The sequence below is a fragment of the Pseudomonas sp. TE36184 genome (genome assembly GCF_054060055.1).
In genome coordinates, this window is sequence record NZ_JBSSCU010000001.1 from 514607 (window position 1) to 530689 (window position 16083).

At 63.3% G+C, this 16083-nt stretch carries 16 protein-coding genes; 13 read left to right on the plus strand and 3 right to left on the minus strand.

The annotated features are described in order from the left end of the window. The first annotated feature begins 188 nt into the window (after nt 1-188). The 13 genes from ACVWZP_RS02410 (at nt 189) to ACVWZP_RS02470 (ending at nt 12427) form a co-directional block, all read left to right on the plus strand. A complete protein-coding gene (locus ACVWZP_RS02410; protein ID WP_457370382.1) occupies nt 189-782 on the plus strand; it encodes a transposase in 594 nt (197 codons plus the stop codon). A 59-nt stretch (nt 783-841) separates the two neighbouring features. Next, nucleotides 842-2428, plus strand: coding sequence for a ShlB/FhaC/HecB family hemolysin secretion/activation protein (locus ACVWZP_RS02415; protein ID WP_046489230.1), 1587 nt, complete (start codon nt 842-844; stop codon nt 2426-2428). A 24-nt stretch (nt 2429-2452) separates the two neighbouring features. Beyond that, a complete protein-coding gene (locus tag ACVWZP_RS02420; RefSeq protein WP_177031740.1) occupies nt 2453-4252 on the plus strand; it encodes a DUF2341 domain-containing protein in 1800 nt (599 codons plus the stop codon). Nucleotides 4253-4263: 11 nt separating this feature from the next. Next, on the plus strand, nt 4264-4689 hold the full coding sequence (locus tag ACVWZP_RS02425; protein ID WP_017849147.1) for an ExbD/TolR family protein: 426 nt from the start codon (nt 4264-4266) through the stop codon (nt 4687-4689). A gap of 3 nt (nt 4690-4692) precedes the next feature. After that, nucleotides 4693-5397 carry an energy transducer TonB family protein gene (locus ACVWZP_RS02430; RefSeq protein ID WP_017849148.1) on the plus strand — a complete coding sequence of 235 codons (705 nt, stop codon included), beginning with the start codon at nt 4693-4695 and terminating at the stop codon, nt 5395-5397. A gap of 42 nt (nt 5398-5439) precedes the next feature. Continuing rightward, the gene (locus ACVWZP_RS02435) at nt 5440-7140 is read left to right on the plus strand and encodes a putative porin (RefSeq protein ID WP_046383051.1); all 1701 of its coding nucleotides are present in this window, start codon (nt 5440-5442) and stop codon (nt 7138-7140) included. Nucleotides 7141-7158: 18 nt separating this feature from the next. Further along, a complete protein-coding gene (locus ACVWZP_RS02440; RefSeq protein WP_017849150.1) occupies nt 7159-7785 on the plus strand; it encodes a hypothetical protein in 627 nt (208 codons plus the stop codon). A gap of 20 nt (nt 7786-7805) precedes the next feature. Further along, entirely contained in the window at nt 7806-8279 is a 474-nt protein-coding gene (locus ACVWZP_RS02445) for a YbjN domain-containing protein (RefSeq protein WP_046383052.1), read from the plus strand. After that, nucleotides 8276-9226 (plus strand): peptidylprolyl isomerase, encoded by a 951-nt coding sequence (locus ACVWZP_RS02450; RefSeq protein WP_046383053.1) that lies wholly within the window; start codon nt 8276-8278, stop codon nt 9224-9226. Before ACVWZP_RS02445 ends, ACVWZP_RS02450 begins: the two co-directional genes overlap by 4 nt. Nucleotides 9227-9277: 51 nt before the next feature. Continuing rightward, complete coding sequence (locus ACVWZP_RS02455) at nt 9278-10255, plus strand: LysR family transcriptional regulator (protein WP_046383054.1); 978 nt, start codon at nt 9278-9280, stop codon at nt 10253-10255. An 85-nt stretch (nt 10256-10340) separates the two neighbouring features. Beyond that, nucleotides 10341-10895 carry a histidine phosphatase family protein gene (locus ACVWZP_RS02460; protein ID WP_046383055.1) on the plus strand — a complete coding sequence of 185 codons (555 nt, stop codon included), beginning with the start codon at nt 10341-10343 and terminating at the stop codon, nt 10893-10895. Nucleotides 10896-10940: 45 nt separating this feature from the next. Beyond that, the gene (cobF, locus tag ACVWZP_RS02465) at nt 10941-11696 is read left to right on the plus strand and encodes a precorrin-6A synthase (deacetylating) (RefSeq protein ID WP_457369341.1); all 756 of its coding nucleotides are present in this window, start codon (nt 10941-10943) and stop codon (nt 11694-11696) included. Nucleotides 11697-11707: 11 nt separating this feature from the next. Beyond that, on the plus strand, nt 11708-12427 hold the full coding sequence (locus tag ACVWZP_RS02470; protein ID WP_126588319.1) for an alpha/beta hydrolase: 720 nt from the start codon (nt 11708-11710) through the stop codon (nt 12425-12427). Nucleotides 12428-12558: 131 nt separating this feature from the next. Here the strand turns inward: ACVWZP_RS02470 and ACVWZP_RS02475 are convergent, their stop codons facing one another. The 3 genes from ACVWZP_RS02475 to ACVWZP_RS02485 all read right to left on the minus strand — a co-directional run bounded on the left by ACVWZP_RS02475 (nt 12559) and on the right by ACVWZP_RS02485 (nt 16026). Further along, nucleotides 12559-13113, minus strand: coding sequence for a DcrB/PsbP domain-containing protein (locus ACVWZP_RS02475; RefSeq protein ID WP_017849157.1), 555 nt, complete (start codon nt 13111-13113; stop codon nt 12559-12561). Between the two features lie 76 nt (nt 13114-13189). Continuing rightward, nucleotides 13190-14998 (minus strand): monovalent cation:proton antiporter-2 (CPA2) family protein, encoded by a 1809-nt coding sequence (locus ACVWZP_RS02480; RefSeq protein ID WP_046383058.1) that lies wholly within the window; start codon nt 14996-14998, stop codon nt 13190-13192. 143 nt (nt 14999-15141) lie between these two features. Beyond that, nucleotides 15142-16026: an EamA family transporter gene (locus ACVWZP_RS02485; RefSeq protein WP_457369342.1), complete on the minus strand. Its 885-nt coding sequence runs from the start codon at nt 16024-16026 to the stop codon at nt 15142-15144. Nucleotides 16027-16083 lie beyond the last annotated feature (57 nt).

Genomic DNA, 16083 nt, shown 5'->3' on the forward strand with positions numbered 1-16083 from the left:
AACCGGACATGTAGCCGATCACCCCCCTCCCCAAAAAATGCCCCCCACTCAATCCAAAATGAAGCTTTCGTGACAAAAGTTCGGTAGTGCCCGGCCACGCCCGTCTTGCCTATGTAACGCGCTGGAGGCGGCCACAAGTCGTCTCCCCAGCCGTCAGCAGGACGCCAGGAGTGGGGCACATGGGAACTATGGAACGTTACTCGAAAGTCGGCATGCAGGAGCTCGATCAGCGCCTGTCGAAGATCGTCGAAGCCGCGCGCAAGAAGCCGGTTTCGGTGTACCGCTACGGCGCGCCCTGGGTGTGGATCGTTTCGCAGGACGATTGGCAGGGCGCTTTGAAGGAAGTCTCCAGCTACATCCCCGCCGGCCATTCGCTGGTGTTGTTGCGCCCGCAGATCGATGCGGTGTTCGACCGGCACCACGACCTGCTGCAGCCCGTACCCGGGATGCAGATCGCGCCGCGCACCGTGTTGCAGATCCTGCTGCTGCAATTGCTGTACTCCGTGCCCAGCGAACAGCAACTGCACGAACAGCTCAATTACAACCTGCTGTTCCGCTGGTTCGTCGGCCTCGACCTGCACCAGAAGGTGTGGGGCATCCAGGCGCTGCAGCGCGATATCGCCACCCTGTTGAGCAACCCGCGGGCGGTGCAATTGATCCAGACCGTCATCGGTGAAGTGTTTTGTGGCGCCTTGCTGCACATGCCGGAGTTCTCGTTGAACTTCGCCTTGTTGCACACCTGGCTGGCACGGCACAGCCAACTTTCGACAACCCGCAATTGAGCAGGCCAAACGCCGTGCAATCGGCGAGGGCGCAACATTTTAGATATTTAGGGGGCTGTGTGGAGCATCTGTTCAAGTCAACGCTGGCGCTGTGTTGCCTGGCGCTGGGCACCTTGGTGCAGCCGGCGCTGGCCGAAGAGGGCGATGCCCCGGCGCGCCGGGTGGATGTCAACGAGTACTTCGTGCGCGGCAATACCGTGCTCGATGCGGCAACGATCGAAGAGGCGGTGTACCCGTTTCTCGGCCCGCAAAAGACCCTGAACGATATCGAAGGCGCCCGCGACGCGCTGCAGAAGATCTACCAGGCGCGTGGCTACCAGTCGGTGTTTGTGGAGCTGCCGGAGCAGAAGGTCGATGACGGCATCGTCTACCTGCAAGTCAGCGAAACCAAGGTCGGCCGCGTGCGGGTGGTGGGGGCCAAGCATTACTCGCCGGTGGAAATCCGCGAGGAAGTACCGGCGCTCAAGGAAGGCGCCGTGCCGGATTTCGCCAGCGTGCAAACCCAGCTGGCCGGGCTCAACCGCAGTGCCGGGCGCCAGGTCACGCCGCTGGTCCGCGAGGGGCAGCGCCCCGGCACGATGGACGTCGACTTGCAGGTGGAGGACCAGAACCCATGGCACGCCAGTATCGGCCTGAACAACGACTACAGCGCCGACACCGAGAAGCTGCGCTCGGTCGCGACCCTGGGCTACGACAACCTCTGGCAACTGGGCCACAGCATCTCGCTGACGTATTTCACCGCGCCCCAGGACAGCTCGAATGCCAAGGTCTGGTCGGGTTCCTACAGCGCGCCGCTGGATGAGCGCTGGACCGTGCAGTTTTCCGGTTATCAGTCCGACAGCAACATCGCCACTATCGGCGGCAGCAACGTGTTGGGCAAGGGCCATTCCTACGGGGTGTCGGCGATCTACAACCTGCCGCTGGACGGGAACTGGGCCAACTCGTTCTCCTTCGGCATCGACTTCAAGGACTTCGACGAACAGCTGAAATTCGGCGCCAGCAGCGACCAGGTGCCGCTCAAGTATGCCCCGTTCACCTTTGGCTACAACGGCTACCGCTACAGCGAAAAATCCCAGCTGGGCCTGGGCTTGAACCTGGTCGTCGGCACCCGCGCATTCTTTGGCTATGGCAGCGACGCCGAAGAATTCCGTGCCAAGCGCTGGGACTCCAGCCCGAGTTTCGCCGTGCTCAAGGGCGATGCCAATTACACCTACACCTTCGCCAACGACTGGCAGTCGGCGTCCAAGGCCGGCTTCCAGTTGGCCTCGGGACCGCTGGTGTCCAACGAGCAGTATTCCGCTGGCGGCGCCACCTCGGTGCGCGGTTACCTGGCGGCGGAGCGCACGGGGGATGAGGGGTTGCTGCTCTCCCAGGAGCTGCGCACACCGTCTTTGGCCAAGTTCCTCGGCAGTTATGTGCAGGAGTGGCGCTTCTACGCGTTCGCCGAAGGCGCGCGCCTGCGTCTGCACGACCCGCTGCCCGAGCAGGAAGACGAATACAGCCTGGCCAGTGTCGGCCTTGGCACCCGCGCCAGTTTGAGCAAATGGTTGTCCGGCAGCCTGGATTGGGGCTACCCGCTGCTCGACGGACCAAACACCCAGAAACAGGACTCGCGACTGCACTTCAGTGTGCAGGCGACCTTCTGACCCTTTTCCCCGGAGATTCTTCCCATGCAACGCCTATTCCTGAGCCTGTTGATCTGCCTGGGCTTCGCGCTCCCGGCCACCGCCCATGCCTGGTGGCAGGACGATTGGCACTATCGCAAACAGATCAGCGTGGACACCACCGCCCAAGGCGCCGCGATCAACCAGGCCCTGGGCCGCACCGCGCTGCTGGTGCGCCTGCACACCGGCAACTTCACCTTTGACGGGGTCAAGGACGACGGCAGCGACCTGCGCTTTGTCGGTGCCGATGACAAGACCGTGTTCAACCACCAGATCGAAAGCTTCGACCCGCTGATGGGCATGGCGCTGATCTGGGTCGATGTGCCCAAGGTCGAAGGCGCTCAGCGCCAGGACCTGTGGATGTACTACGGCAACCAGAAGGCCCCGGCCACCGCCAACGGCCAGCTGACCTTCGACCCGAATTACACTGCGCTGTATCACTTTGACGGGGCCAGCGGCACACCGCCACGGGACACCACGGCCTACGCCAACACTGCGCTGAATGCCACCGGCAGCAGCATCGACGGCGTGGTCGGGCGGGCCTTGCAGTTCAGTGGCCAGCCCTTGCTGTTGCCGGCCAGCCCGTCGCTGCAACATGCCGCCGCTGGTGCCTTCACGTTCAGCGCCTGGCTGCGCCTGGACCAGGCCAGCGGCGAACAGATCGTCCTCGCCCGGCGTGAGGCTCCGCATAGCCTGTTGCTCGGGTTGAACCAAGGCATGCCGTTCGTGGAAATCGACGGCCAGCGCGCCGTCTCGACCCAGCCGCTGAACCCCGGTCAATGGCAGCACCTGGCGTTCACCGCCGAGGGTGAAAAAGTCACGCTGTATGTCAACGGCCGCGAAACCGCGAGCCTGGCGGTGGCGATGCCGGCGTTCAATACACAACTGGCGATCGGTGCCGATCTGCCGGAAGCAGCCGGCCCGCACTTGCCGTTTGCCGGGGCGATGGATGAGCTGCGCCTGTCCAAGGTGGCCCGCCCGGCGACCGTGTTGCTGGCCGATGCGAGTGCCCAGGGCGCCGAGTCGAAACTGGTCGCTTACGGCGTGGATGAAGAACAGTCGGGCTACGGTTTCGGCAGCCTGGGCTTTCTGCTCAACGCGGTGCCGATGGATGCCTGGGTGATCATCCTGGTGCTGGTGGCGATGATGTTCCAGTCGTGGGTCATCATGATTCGCAAGAACCGCATGGTCAGCCGTGTGAGCAGTGCCAACGAGGCGTTTCGCGAGCAGTTCGCGCAGATCGGCACCCGCCTGGAAATGTTCTACGACGACAGCGTACTCGCCGAACGCCTGACCCACTCTTCGCTGTGGCGCCTGTACTGCGTGGCGGTCAAGGAGATCCGCACCCGCCGCGCCCAGGGCGCCGACACCTCGTCGGTGTCGGCGGCCACCATCGAAGCCATCCGTTGCTCCATGGACGGCGTGCGTACCCGCGAAAACCAGGCGCTCAGTTCCAAACTGTCGACGCTGTCCAACGCCATCGCCGGCGGCCCGTACATCGGCCTGCTGGGTACGGTGCTGGGCATCATGGTGGTGTTCCTCGGCACGGCCATGGCCGGCGACGTGAACATCAATGCGATCGCCCCGGGCATGGCGGCGGCCTTGCTGGCCACGGCCATGGGCCTGTTCGTCGCGATCCCCGCGCTGTTCGGCTACAACCGCCTGATCACGCGCAACAAGGAAGTCAGCGCCGACATGCGCGTGTTCGTTGACGAGTTCATCACACGCCTGGCGGAGATGCACGGCGAGAGCCAGTTCAGTGAAACGGCGCACCGCGTGCCGCACCACGCGCCGGTTTCGGCCTGAGGAGAATCGCCATGGCTTCCGTAAATGCCTCCCACGACGATGACGACGATGCCGCCGTCGACAGCATCAACATCACGCCCCTGGTGGACGTGCTGATGGTGGTGCTGGTGATGTTCATCCTCACCGCCACCGCCCAGGTCTCGGGCATCCAGATTCATCTGCCCAAGGCCAGCGCCTCGGTGTCGCTGTCGGAGGCCAAGACCAAGGCCATCTCCGTCAACGACGGCGGCCAGGTGTTCCTCGATGCCTACCCGGTCACCCTCGGCGAGCTGGAGGAGCGCCTGCGCATCGAGAAAGCGCTGAACCCGGATTTCCCGGTGATCGTGCGCGGCGACGCCACGGTGCAGTACCAGAAGGTGATCGAGGTGCTCGACCTGCTGCGGCGGTTGGAGCTGTCCCAGGTCGGGCTGGTCACCGGCAAACCGAGCCAGGGCTGAGTCATGACCGCACAGATCCCGATGCCGCCGTTGCCCGTGAAGAACAAGCCGCCGCTGCGCCCGCTGAAGTGGGGCGCCGGCCTGCTGCTGGGCGCCGTGGCTGCCTGGTTTCTCTGGCAATGGGCCAATGACATGAGTGGGGTACGCCGCGAAGCACCCAAGGTGCCGACCATTATCCCGTTGCCGCCACCGCCGCCACCGCCGCCGGAAAAACCCAAGGAACCCGAGCCCCAGGTGGAAGAAAAAGTACCCGAACCGGTGCCCACGCCGGAGCCCGAAGAGGTGAAACCGGCGGAAGAAGCACCGCCTTCGCCGGCCGACGACTTGGCCAACCCGATGCAGATCGATGGCGATGCGCAGTCCGGTAACGACGGCTTCAACATCGGCGCGGGCAAGGGCGGCGGCATGGCCGGTTCCGGCGGTGGTGGCCTGGGTGCCGGCACGTACAAGCAATACCTGGCGGGGGTGTTTCAACGCCTGCTGAGGGAAGACCCGGAGTTACGCAAAAAGGCCTACGCGGTACAGGCGGATGTGTGGTTGAGCGCCGAGGGCCAGGTCACGCGTGTGGAGCTGGCCAAGTCCAGCGGCGACCGCGAGACCGATGCCCAGGTGCTGGCGGCGTTGCGTGTACCGCATGCCGCGCAACGCGTTCCAGCCTCGGTGAGCATGCCGGTGCGCCTGTCCCTCAAGGGTCGGCGTCCGGATTGATCGAACCCATTTTTTGCAGTTTTTTACAGGAGTTGCTTACGAATGATTTCCCCCGTGAATCGCCTGACCCTGGCGGTCGGCATGGTCATCGCGACCCTGGTCGGTCAGGCGACGGCCGCCCCGGTCGCCCCTTCGGAAAACGTCACGATCAACCTGATCCGCCTGCTGGTACAGCAAGGCGTGCTCACCCAGGACACCGCCAATGGGCTGATCGCCCAGGCGGAAAAAGAAGCCCAACAGGCACGCCAGGCCAATGCCGCGCCGGTGGTCGCCAGCGGCCCGACGGCGGCGCCTGGTGATGTGCGCGTGCAGTATGTGCCGCAAGCGGTGCGCGACCAGATCCGCGATCAGGTCAAGGCCGAAGTCATGGCCACCGCCAAGCAGGAAAACTGGGCCCAGCCCAATACCTTCCCGGATTGGGTCTCGCGCATCAGCTTTGATGGCGATATCCGCCTGCGTGACGAGTCGCGCTATTTCTCGGGTAACAACAGCAACGAAATCCTCGATTACGCCAAGCTCAATGAGAACGGGCCTTACGACGTCAACCGCAACTCCAACACCAAGTTGCCGCCGCTGCTCAACACCCGTGAAGACCGCGAAAGCCTGTTCCGCCTGCGTGCGCGCCTGGGCATGAAAGCGGTGATTTCGCCGGAATGGACCGCCGGCATTCGCCTGGGCACCGGCTCTGACAATAACCCGGTGTCCACTACCCAGACCCTGGGCGGTGGCTTCGGCAAGAAGGACATCTGGCTCGACCAGGGTTACCTGAGGTGGAAAACCACCGACTACATGACCTTGACCGGCGGGCGAATCGCCAATCCGTTCTACGCCACCGACATGATGTATTCCAACGAGCTCAATTTCGACGGCGTGGCTGCGATCTTCAACCACAAGCTCAGCAACGAGTGGGGTCTGTTCGGCACCCTCGGTGCATTCCCGGTCGAATACACCGCGGATGCCGCCAGCAGCAACGGCAAGGACAAGGAAGACAGTCAGACCAAATGGCTGTTCGGCGGGCAAATCGGCGCCGATTGGAAGATCAACCGCGGCAACAGCCTTAAGCTCGCCGCGGCCTACTACCAGTTCCAGGACATCCAGGGCGAGCGCTCCAGCCCTTGTTCGCCGTGGGCTGGCGCCCCCGGTTGCGACACCGACGGCACGCGTGTGGCCTTTATGCAAAAAGGCAACAGTGTGTTCCTGCTGCGTAACAACACCACCAACCCGGCGGACCCTGTCAGAACGCCAGACCCGCAGTACGTAGGCCTGGCGTCCAAGTTCGACGTGCTGGACCTCAACCTGGTCTGGGACAGCGAACTGCCCAGCGACTTCAAGTTGCGCACCCAAGGCAACTACATCCGCAACCTGGCCTACGACAAAGGCGAAATGCTCAAGCGCAGCGAAGGCCAGATCGTCAACAACATCAACAGCAAGGGCCAGTTTGAAAGTGGCGGCAACGCCATGATGGTGCAGTTCACCCTCGGCAGTGCGCTGGAGATGCGCAAACGTGGCGATTGGAACGTGCTGGCCGGCTACAAGTACATCCAGCCTGACGCCTTGCCCGACGGTTTCAACGACTCCTCGTATCACCTCGGCGGCACCAACGCCAAGGGCTACTTCATTGGCGGCAACTACGGCATCGACAAGAACATCTACGCCAGTGCGCGTTGGTTGAGCGCGTCGGAAGTGTATGGCGCGCCGTTCGAAGTCGATGTGATGCAACTGGAACTCAACACGCGCTTCTGATGCGCAGGGAGATGCCCCATGAACACGCGAATATGCGCGCTGCTGTTGCTGCTGGTTACCACCGGTGCTTCGGCCGAAGGCATGGAAGAGCGCCTGCGCACGCAACTGCGCAGCACCACCCAGCAGTTGCAGGCGCTGCAAAGCGAGCAGGCCCAGGCCAGTGCCGCGCGCCTGGCGGCGGAAAACCAGGCCAAGCAGGCCCAGGCGCAAATCAAGCAATTGACCGCCGAGCTGGAAAAGGCCCGTGGCGTGGCCGAGCAACTCGCCGGCCAGCAACAGAACCTGCACAGCCAGGCGCAAGCCCAGGCGGCGGCGAGCAACGAGCAGATCGGCAAGTTCAAGAAGGCTTATGACGAACTGCTGGTGTTGGCCAAGGGCAAAGAAACCGAGCGCGCACGCCTGCAGGCGCAACTGAGCGAACGTGACACACAAGTGCAGCAATGTTCAGCCAAGAATCAGCAGATGTACGGCGTGGCTCAGCAGTTGCTCGCGGCCTACGAAAAAATCGACGTGGCCGAGGTGATGAGTATTCGCCAACCCTTCGCCAGCGGTGCGCGGGTCAAGTTCGAGGAACTGGCCCAGGGGTTTGGTGACGATCTGTACAAGACCCGCTTCGATGCGCCCCAGGCGGGCGTCAATCATTGATCCACAAGGAAGAGCAGACCATGAACGAATTGATCACCAGCGTCACCGCCCAGAGCCTCACCGAGTTGCTGCAAGAGGCCGGCTACCGGGTCAACCAGAGCGAGCAGAACGGCATCGTGCAACTGCTCAGCGCCAGCCAGGGCATCGGCTTTGCCGTGCGTTTCGGCAACCCGGCGACGGAGCCGGGCAGCTACGTGGATTTCACCTACAGCTGCGCGCTGCGCGTGCAGGGCGACCTGCCCGAAGGCCTGGCCCAGGTGTGGAACGCCTCGCGCCGTTTTGCGCGGCTGTCGGTGCAGGGTGAATTTTTGCTGATGGAAATGGACGTGGTGGTGGCCGGTGTCGGCGCCACGCACCTGCGCAGCCAGTTGGAACTGTGGGACCGCCTGCTGCAGGAATTTATCGTCTACCTGCGTGAGTACAGCCAGCACGCCGCGCAGTTGCAGGCCCAGGCGGCGGCTGAACCTGTGGCTGAAGAGGTACCGGTGCTGTGAAGAAGCGAACCGTGGTTGTCGGCGCGGGGGCGCTGACGTTGCTGGTGGTGGCGGTGGGGTTGAGCTTGCGACCGGGCAGCGACCCGGTCGCCGCTCAGCAACCGGCGCCTGTCGTCACGTCCTCACCCAATGAGCGTGGCGCGCCGGCGGTGGCACGCCTGGGCAACCAGCAGATCGACGTGCCTGAACTGAAAAGCGTGCTGGCGAGCCTGCCGGCCGAATCCCGTGAGCAACTGCGCGGCAACCGTGGCGCCCTGGAGAGCTGGCTGCGTTCGCGCCTGGCGCAAAAGGCCGTGCTCGAACAGGCCGACGCCCAGGGCTGGCGCCAGCGCCCGGAGGTGGAGCAACAGACCCGCGCCGCCACCGAACAGATCGTGTTTCGCGACTACATGCTCTCGGTCAGCCAGGTGCCGGCCGACTACCCCAGCGCCGCTGAATTGCAGCAGGCCTACGACGCTGGCAAAGCACAATGGATAACGCCGCCGATGTACCGGGTCAGCCAGATCTTCCTGGCGCTGAATGACCCGCAAAGTGTCGACGCGGTACGTCGCCAGGCCCAGGAACTGAGCCGCAAGGCCCAGGCCGCGCCGGGGGATTTTGCCGCCCTGGCCACGCAATACTCGCAAGACCCGGACACCGCCCAGCGCGGTGGCGACTCGGGCTTGCAGCCGTTGCAGCAACTGGTGCCGGCGGTGCGCGAAGCGGTGTCGCGGCTCAAGGTCGGCGCGGTCTCGGAGGTGGTGCAAAGCCCGGCGGGGTTCCATGTGCTCAAACTCACCGCCCAGCAACCGGCGCGCACCGCCACCCTCGACGAACTGCGCGAGCGCCTGACCCAGGCCCTGCGCGCGCAACGCCAGGAACAGATCGCCAAGGCGTATCTGGAAGGCATGCTCAATACCGCGACCTTGAGCATCGACGGCGCGCAGTTGAACCAGGTGCTGGAGTAACCCGCGTCAACCGCATTGGATGCACAAGACCTACAAGACAGGGAGTCTCCCATGGCATTTCTAGAACCGTCTGGCCCCCAGGGGCCTGCACCCTATCGCGAGCCGAGCCAGTCCCGCAGCGCCTGGTTGGCCCTGGCCAACGACATCGAGCCGGAGGTCGCGCGCTACTTTCTGGTGAGTGCGCGCTGCGGCTGTTTCATGCAGGCGGCGCGCAGCCTGAATATCAAGGCGACGCTGCTGCGCAAACGCCTGGCGCAACTGGAGGAACAGCTGCGCCATGTGTTGTTCAGTTTTCAGGGCAACGGCCTGGTACTCAGCCGCGATGGCCAACTGCTGCAGGCGCAATTGATTGCCCTGGCCCATGCGCGGCGCCTGCCGGTGGTGGAGCAGCCGCTGATTCGCCTGGCCGTGGCCGAGCCGATCCTGCACGACATCCTCGGGCGCGACCTGATCGCCTTGCTGCGCCGCAACGCCAGCGTGCGCCTGGAAATCATCTCCATCGACAGCCAATTGTCCCTGCAAGCGGTGGACGTTGACGTGGTGCTGTGGCTCTCCGACGCCGATGGCCCCACGCCCGGCCCGAGTTTCCCCACTGCGCCGCCTCAAGTGCTGGCGCGCTTGGAGTACCTGCCGCACATCGCCAAGCGTTACTCGCGGCTGACAACCCGCCCCGACAGTGTCGAAGACCTGGATGACTACATGCTGGTGCAGTGGCAGCCGGATGGGCAGGTGAACGCCTTACAGCCATGGAACACGGTGGTGGCACAGCGCCTGGCCGCGGTCGTGCAGGTGCATGCCTATTCGTTGATGCTCGAGATGATCCGCTGCGGCGCCTGCATCGGTTTGCTGCCGCGCTACATGGGCAGCTTCGACCGTGGCCTGGTGGCCTTGCCGGGATTGCTCGCCGAGCCCATGCAGCGCCAGGTGTGGCTGGCGGTGAAAGCGCAGGTGCAGCATGCCGAGGCGGTGCAGATGATCGTCGAGTTGATCACCAGTACGTTCGAGGGGCGGCGGGAGTGGTTTGATTAGTGCAGGATCCGGCCCCGGGCGTTGCGTGATCGCCCCAACTGCGCCAGTCTTGGCGGTCTCATCTTTCCTGTAGCTGCGATCCGCGATGCAAGCCACCCGTTTGACTCTGATCTGCCATGCCGTCACGCCGTTGCAAAAGCGCGGCTGCTTTGCCGATGACGAATCGTTGGTGATGGATTGGCAAAACGCGGCGTTATCCCTGGCCGGTCGCTTCAAGAAAAACGTGCGGCTGCGCTGTGGGCCCGAGGCGCGAACCCGTCAGACAGCGAGCTTGTTCGGCGATCGGGCGCAGATCGAAGAGGCCTTGCGCGATGGCGATGTCGGGCACTGGAAAGGCCAGGACATCGCCGCGCTCGACAGCGCCGAACTGACGACCTGGCTCACCGACAGCGCGAGCGCACCCCACGGTGGCGAGTCGGTGGATCGGCTCTGCGCGCGCGTCGCGCAGTGGATGCAGTCGCTGCAAACCGAATCCGGCCATGTCGTGGCCATCACCCACCCGTTTGTCATCCGCGCCGCGTTGCTCTACGTCATGCAGTTTCCCGTCGCGATGTTTTATCGCATCGATGTGGAGCCGCTGTCTTGCACTGAGCTGCGTTTCAACGGCGTCTGGCGCCTGCGCCTGGAAACTCACGCCTGAGTGCGTGAACATGGCAAAATCCACGCCCCGCAATGAGAGCAACCCATGAAACGCATCCTGATCATCGGCATTGGCGCCGGCAACCCTGACTACATCACGATGCAGGCCGTGAAGGCGCTGAACCGCACCGACGTGTTTTTCCTGATGGACAAGGGCCAGAGCAAAGACAAGCTGATCGACCTGCGCCGTGAGATCTGCGCGACCTACATCACCGAGCCCGGCTACCGCTTCGTCGAGGCCGATTGCCCCGAGCGGGTGCGCGGGGACATCGACTACACCCGCGCCGTGCAGGACCTCAACCGCGATAAGCAGCAGACCTTCGAGCGCATGATCACCGAAGAAATGGCCGACGGCGAAGTGGGGGCTTTTCTGGCTTGGGGCGATCCGGCGTTGTACGACAGCACCATCCGCATTCTGCAGGCGATCCTGGCCAGTGGCCGCTGCGTCTTTGAATTCGAAGTGATCCCCGGCATCACCAGCGTGCAGGCCCTGGCGGCCCAGCACAAAGTGCCGCTGAACCGCATCGGCCGCTCCATCGAGATCACCACCGGGCGCCGCTTGGCGGCGGGGCAGGCGAGCGATGCCGACACCCTGGTGGTGATGCTCGACGCCGAAGACTCCTACCGCACCGTGGCCGATCAGGATCTGGACATTTATTGGGGGGCCTACCTCGGCACGCCGGATGAAATCCTCATCAGCGGCAAGGTGAGTGAAGTCGCTGAAGACATCCAACGGGTGCGCAAGGCTGCGCGTCTGGCCAACGGCTGGATCATGGACACTTATTTGCTGCGCAAACCCTGAGGTCGATCTCCATGTTCAAACTGTTCGCGCTGGTGCTGGCCCTGGTGGCCGGTGCCGCCCACGCCGATTCCGACCTGCACACCGACTTGCCGTTGTTGTACCTGGAACAGACCCAGGGCGATGCGCGCAACCAGCCGCTGGTGATTTTCCTGCACGGTTTTGGCAGCAACGAGGAAGACCTGTTCGGCATCAAGGATGCGCTGCCGTCCACCTGGACCTACCTGTCGGCGCGCGCGCCGATGCCGGTGGACGCCCAAGGGTTCCGCTGGTTCACCAAGACACCGGGTGGCGGCGATTACGATGGGATGACCGACGACCTGCAGAGCAGCGCCAGGCTGATCAAGGCGTTTGTCGCCAAGGCTACCGTCAAATACCACACCCAGCCTGACCGGGTGTTCCTGGTGGGGTTCAGCCAGGGCGCGATCATGTCTTACGAGGTGGCGTTACGTGACCCTGAGTTGGTGCGCGGGATTGCGGCGCTCAGTGGCAGCGTGTTGCCGGTGCTCAAGGCGCAGCTCAAGCCGGATGAGCGATTGGGCCAGTTGGCGATTTTCATCGGCCACGGCACGTTGGACCAAGCGCTGCCGTATGCCTCGGCGACGCGGGCGAACGAGGTGTTGTCGGGGTTGGGGCTCAAGCCGCAGTTTCATACTTATCCGGGCATGAACCACACCATCAGCGCAGCGGAAGTGCAGGACTTGAAGGCCTGGCTGGAAACCAATGTGAAGTGAACACCGCTAAAAATGTGGGAGGGAGCTTGCTCCCGATAGCAGTGTGTCAGCCAACACATGCATGACTGATGCACCGCCATCGGGATGCAAGCCCCCTCCCACAGTTGATCGGTGTGGTTTTAACGGTTGGTTTACTTGCCGCCGGTGATCAGTTTCACCAACTGCGCATGCCCCTTCACATCATCCGCCCGCGAAATCGCCTGGATCACCAGTAAGTGATTGCCGGAACCGCCGAGGAAGGTGGAGTTCAAGGTTTTGCCGCCGCCTTGGGTGGCCGTGCTGTCCACCTGGCGCAGGCCGAGGCCTTTGAAGGTCAGTTTCTTTTCGTTCTGTTTCTTGAAGTCGGGCAGGGCGGCGCTCTGGTCCTTGACGAAGCCGGCGACTGCGCCGTCGAGAAACTGCGGGTCATTATCTTTAATGGTCACCCCGTCGTTGCGCACGGTTTCGGCGACGATGACCACACTTTTCGTGGTTTGGTTCGCGTACATCGTACCTTGGGTATCCCCGGTGCCGTCTGCTGCCTTGCCGGCTGGCAGGGTGTCGGCGACATAGGCCTTGGGCAGGTCGAAGCTGAACTTGCCGCCCAAGGTGGAGATGGTCTGATCCGCCGGCTTGGCCGCGGCGAATACGCTGCCGGCGCTAAGCGCCAGGGCCAGCAGGACGGCGGTCTTGGTGAAAGTGGCCATGAAGAAGCGCTCCGGTAGATGAACGAAATTGCGCCGTATTCTGTCAGAAAATTCGCAAGATCGTTCATCCGCACCATCACACCTTGTCGGACTCTTCCTCAAGACGGTCCATTTCAAACAACCGCGCCAGTTCCGCACGGGCTTCCTGGGCGGTCTGCATGACCTTGGCCGCGTCGTCGTACACCGCGTGCTGGGCGGCGAGGACCTGCAGGTCGTGGTTCTTGAACCGGGTGATGCGCGCGTCGGCCTGGGCTTGGCTCAGGCCGAGACCCACCAGGGTGCGGCGGCTCATTTCCAGGCTGGAATAGAAGGTTTCGCGCACCGGTGACGCGTCGAGGTCCACCAAACGGTGGACGTGCTGGCGGTTACGGGCGCGGGCGATGATCTTCATGTGCGGATAGAGGCTGCGCACCAGTTCGGCGGTTTTGATGTTGATCTCCGGGTCATCCATCGCGATGACGAAGAACTCCGCCCGGTCGACCTTGGCCGCGTGCAGGATCTCCGGACGTTGCGGGTCGCCGTAGAACACCGGCATGCCGCCGAAACTGCGGGTCAGCTCGATGGTTTCGACCGAGGTGTCCAGGGCGATAAACGAAATGTTCTGCGCGCGCAGGATTCGCGCAACGATCTGCCCCATGCGGCCCATGCCGGCGATGACCACGCGCGGCGCATCGCTTTCGATGGTGCGGTATTCCTCGGGGACTTCCACGGGTTTGACCTTGGGCTTGAACAGCTTCGGGCAGACCAGCAACAGCAGCGGCGTCACGGCCATCGACAGGGTGATGGTCAGCACCAGGATGTCGTACAGGTGCGGTTCGAACAGGCCCTGGTCGCGGCCGATCTTGAACACCACGAAGGCGAATTCACCGCCTGCCGCCAGCACCACGCCCAGGCGCAAGGCGCTCTCGCGGTTGAGATCGCCCACCAGCCGGCCGACGGCATACAGCAGCGGCAGTTTCAAACCGATCAACAGCAGGGTCAGGCCGATCACCACCAGCGGCGAGCTGAGCAGCAGGCTGAGGTTGGCGCCCATGCCCACGCTGATGAAAAACAGGCCGAGCAGCAGGCCCTTGAACGGTTCGATCTGGGATTCCAGTTCGTGGCGGTATTCCGAGTCCGCCAGCAGCAGGCCGGCGAGGAACGCGCCCAGGGCCATGGACACGCCGACCAACTCCATCAGCCAGGCGGTGCCGATCACTACCAGCAACGCGGTGGCCGTGGACACTTCGCGCAGGCCGGTCTTGGCGACGACGCGAAACACCGGGCGCAACAGATAGCGCCCGCCGATGATCACCACGGCGATGCTGCCGAGGATCTGCAACACGTGCTGCACGCCCTGGGCCTGGGTGCTTGGGTGATCGCCCCCGGCCAGCAACGGCACCATGGCAATCAGCGGGATCGCCGCAATGTCCTGGAACAGCAGAATCGCAAAAGCCAGGCGCCCGTGGGGCTGGTTCAGCTCCTTGCGCTCGGCCAGGCTTTGCAGGCCAAAGGCGGTGGACGACAGCGCCAGGCCCAGGCCCAGCACGATTGCGCTGTTCCACGACTGGCCGAACAGCCACAGCGCGACCCCGCCCATCACCAGGCCGGTGAGCAGCACCTGGGCCAGGCCGACACCGAATACCGCCTTGCGCATCACCCATAAACGTTTCGGCGACAGCTCCAGGCCGATGATGAACAGCAGCAGCACCACGCCCAACTCCGAGAACTGCGCGACGCTTTGCGGGTTGCCGATCAGGCCCAGTACCGACGGGCCGATGATCACACCGGCGAACAGATAGCCCAGCACCGCGCCCAACTGCAGGCGCTTGGCCAGGGGCACGGTCAGCACGGCGGCGAGCAGGAACACCACGGCTGCTTGTAACAGGTTGCCTTCATGGGGCATTGCGAACTCCAAAATCTTTAAAGCCAATCAACAGGCGGCTATTAGAGCGCTTTTTACATGTCGATAATTGTGTTTTTGCAGTGTGGGATCGTGCTGGGCAGGTGATTTTTTGCTGGGCGACCGCGTTCTCGCGGGCGTGTCTTTCACTGGCTGAGTGTTTTTCCACGCGCACTGGCGTGCGTGCGGTACAACCCCACGGCCAGTCCCGTGATGATGAGCGCAATCGAGAGCAGGTTGGGCGTGGATATGCGCTCGCCGATGATCAGCATCGAACTGGTCATGCCGAACACCGGAATCAGCAGGGACAGCGGCGCTACGGTGGATACCGGGTATGCCTTGAGCAGTGAGTTCCAGCCCCAGTAGGCAAAGTGCGTGGCCAGGTAGACCTGGAACAGGATGGAACCCGCCGCCGTCAGGTCGAGGTTGGCGCCCACGTTGGCGAACACTGCGCTGCCGTGCAGCCACCAGGCCATGAGCCACAGCGGAATCGGTGGGAACAGACTGGCCCACACCATGAACGAGAAGATCTCTTTCACGCCCGATTGCTTGATGATCACGTTGCCGACACTCCAGGCCAGCGCGCTGAAAACGATCAACAGAATACCCAGCAGCGCGTGGTCGCCGTGTTGCGTCGCGATAATCCCCGCCAGGCCGGTCACCGCGAGCACGGCGCCGAGCACTTGGGCCCTGCGGATTTTTTCCTGGAACAGCACATAGCCCCAACCCATGCTGAAAAACACGCTGAGTTGGATGATCAGCGAGGCGATTCCCGGGCTGACACCGACCTGAATGCCATAGTTGATCACGCCCCACATCCCCAGCCCGAAGATAAGCCCATAAGCCGCTACATAGTGGAAGCCCACGGCGGGGCGCTTGATGAAAAACACCAGCGGCAGGGCGGCGAGGGCAAAGCGTATGCCGGTAAGGACAAAGGGGTCGATTGCACGCAGGCCCAATTTTGTCAGGGGGAAGTTCACCCCCCAGACCAACGTAACCAGCACAGCAAGCACCAGGTGTTTTTTCTGCATGGGGTTTCCTTTTAGGCAGAGTGCAGCTTCAAAGGCGTCGATGTTAGGCGGCAGGGC

Excerpts from the sequence above, each read along its gene's own strand:
- ACVWZP_RS02410 (WP_457370382.1), top strand. The coding sequence starts at position 189 with ATGGAACGTTACTCGAAAGTCGGCATGCAGGAGCTCGATCAGCGCCTG.
- ACVWZP_RS02420 (WP_177031740.1), top strand. The coding sequence starts at position 2,453 with ATGCAACGCCTATTCCTGAGCCTGTTGATCTGCCTGGGCTTCGCGCTC.
- ACVWZP_RS02425 (WP_017849147.1), top strand. The coding sequence starts at position 4,264 with ATGGCTTCCGTAAATGCCTCCCACGACGATGACGACGATGCCGCCGTC.
- ACVWZP_RS02430 (WP_017849148.1), top strand. The coding sequence starts at position 4,693 with ATGACCGCACAGATCCCGATGCCGCCGTTGCCCGTGAAGAACAAGCCG.
- ACVWZP_RS02435 (WP_046383051.1), top strand. The coding sequence starts at position 5,440 with ATGATTTCCCCCGTGAATCGCCTGACCCTGGCGGTCGGCATGGTCATC.
- ACVWZP_RS02440 (WP_017849150.1), top strand. The coding sequence starts at position 7,159 with ATGAACACGCGAATATGCGCGCTGCTGTTGCTGCTGGTTACCACCGGT.
- ACVWZP_RS02445 (WP_046383052.1), top strand. The coding sequence starts at position 7,806 with ATGAACGAATTGATCACCAGCGTCACCGCCCAGAGCCTCACCGAGTTG.
- ACVWZP_RS02455 (WP_046383054.1), top strand. The coding sequence starts at position 9,278 with ATGGCATTTCTAGAACCGTCTGGCCCCCAGGGGCCTGCACCCTATCGC.
- ACVWZP_RS02460 (WP_046383055.1), top strand. The coding sequence starts at position 10,341 with ATGCAAGCCACCCGTTTGACTCTGATCTGCCATGCCGTCACGCCGTTG.
- cobF (WP_457369341.1), top strand. The coding sequence starts at position 10,941 with ATGAAACGCATCCTGATCATCGGCATTGGCGCCGGCAACCCTGACTAC.
- ACVWZP_RS02470 (WP_126588319.1), top strand. The coding sequence starts at position 11,708 with ATGTTCAAACTGTTCGCGCTGGTGCTGGCCCTGGTGGCCGGTGCCGCC.
- ACVWZP_RS02475 (WP_017849157.1), bottom strand. The coding sequence starts at position 13,113 with ATGGCCACTTTCACCAAGACCGCCGTCCTGCTGGCCCTGGCGCTTAGC.
- ACVWZP_RS02480 (WP_046383058.1), bottom strand. The coding sequence starts at position 14,998 with ATGCCCCATGAAGGCAACCTGTTACAAGCAGCCGTGGTGTTCCTGCTC.
- ACVWZP_RS02485 (WP_457369342.1), bottom strand. The coding sequence starts at position 16,026 with ATGCAGAAAAAACACCTGGTGCTTGCTGTGCTGGTTACGTTGGTCTGG.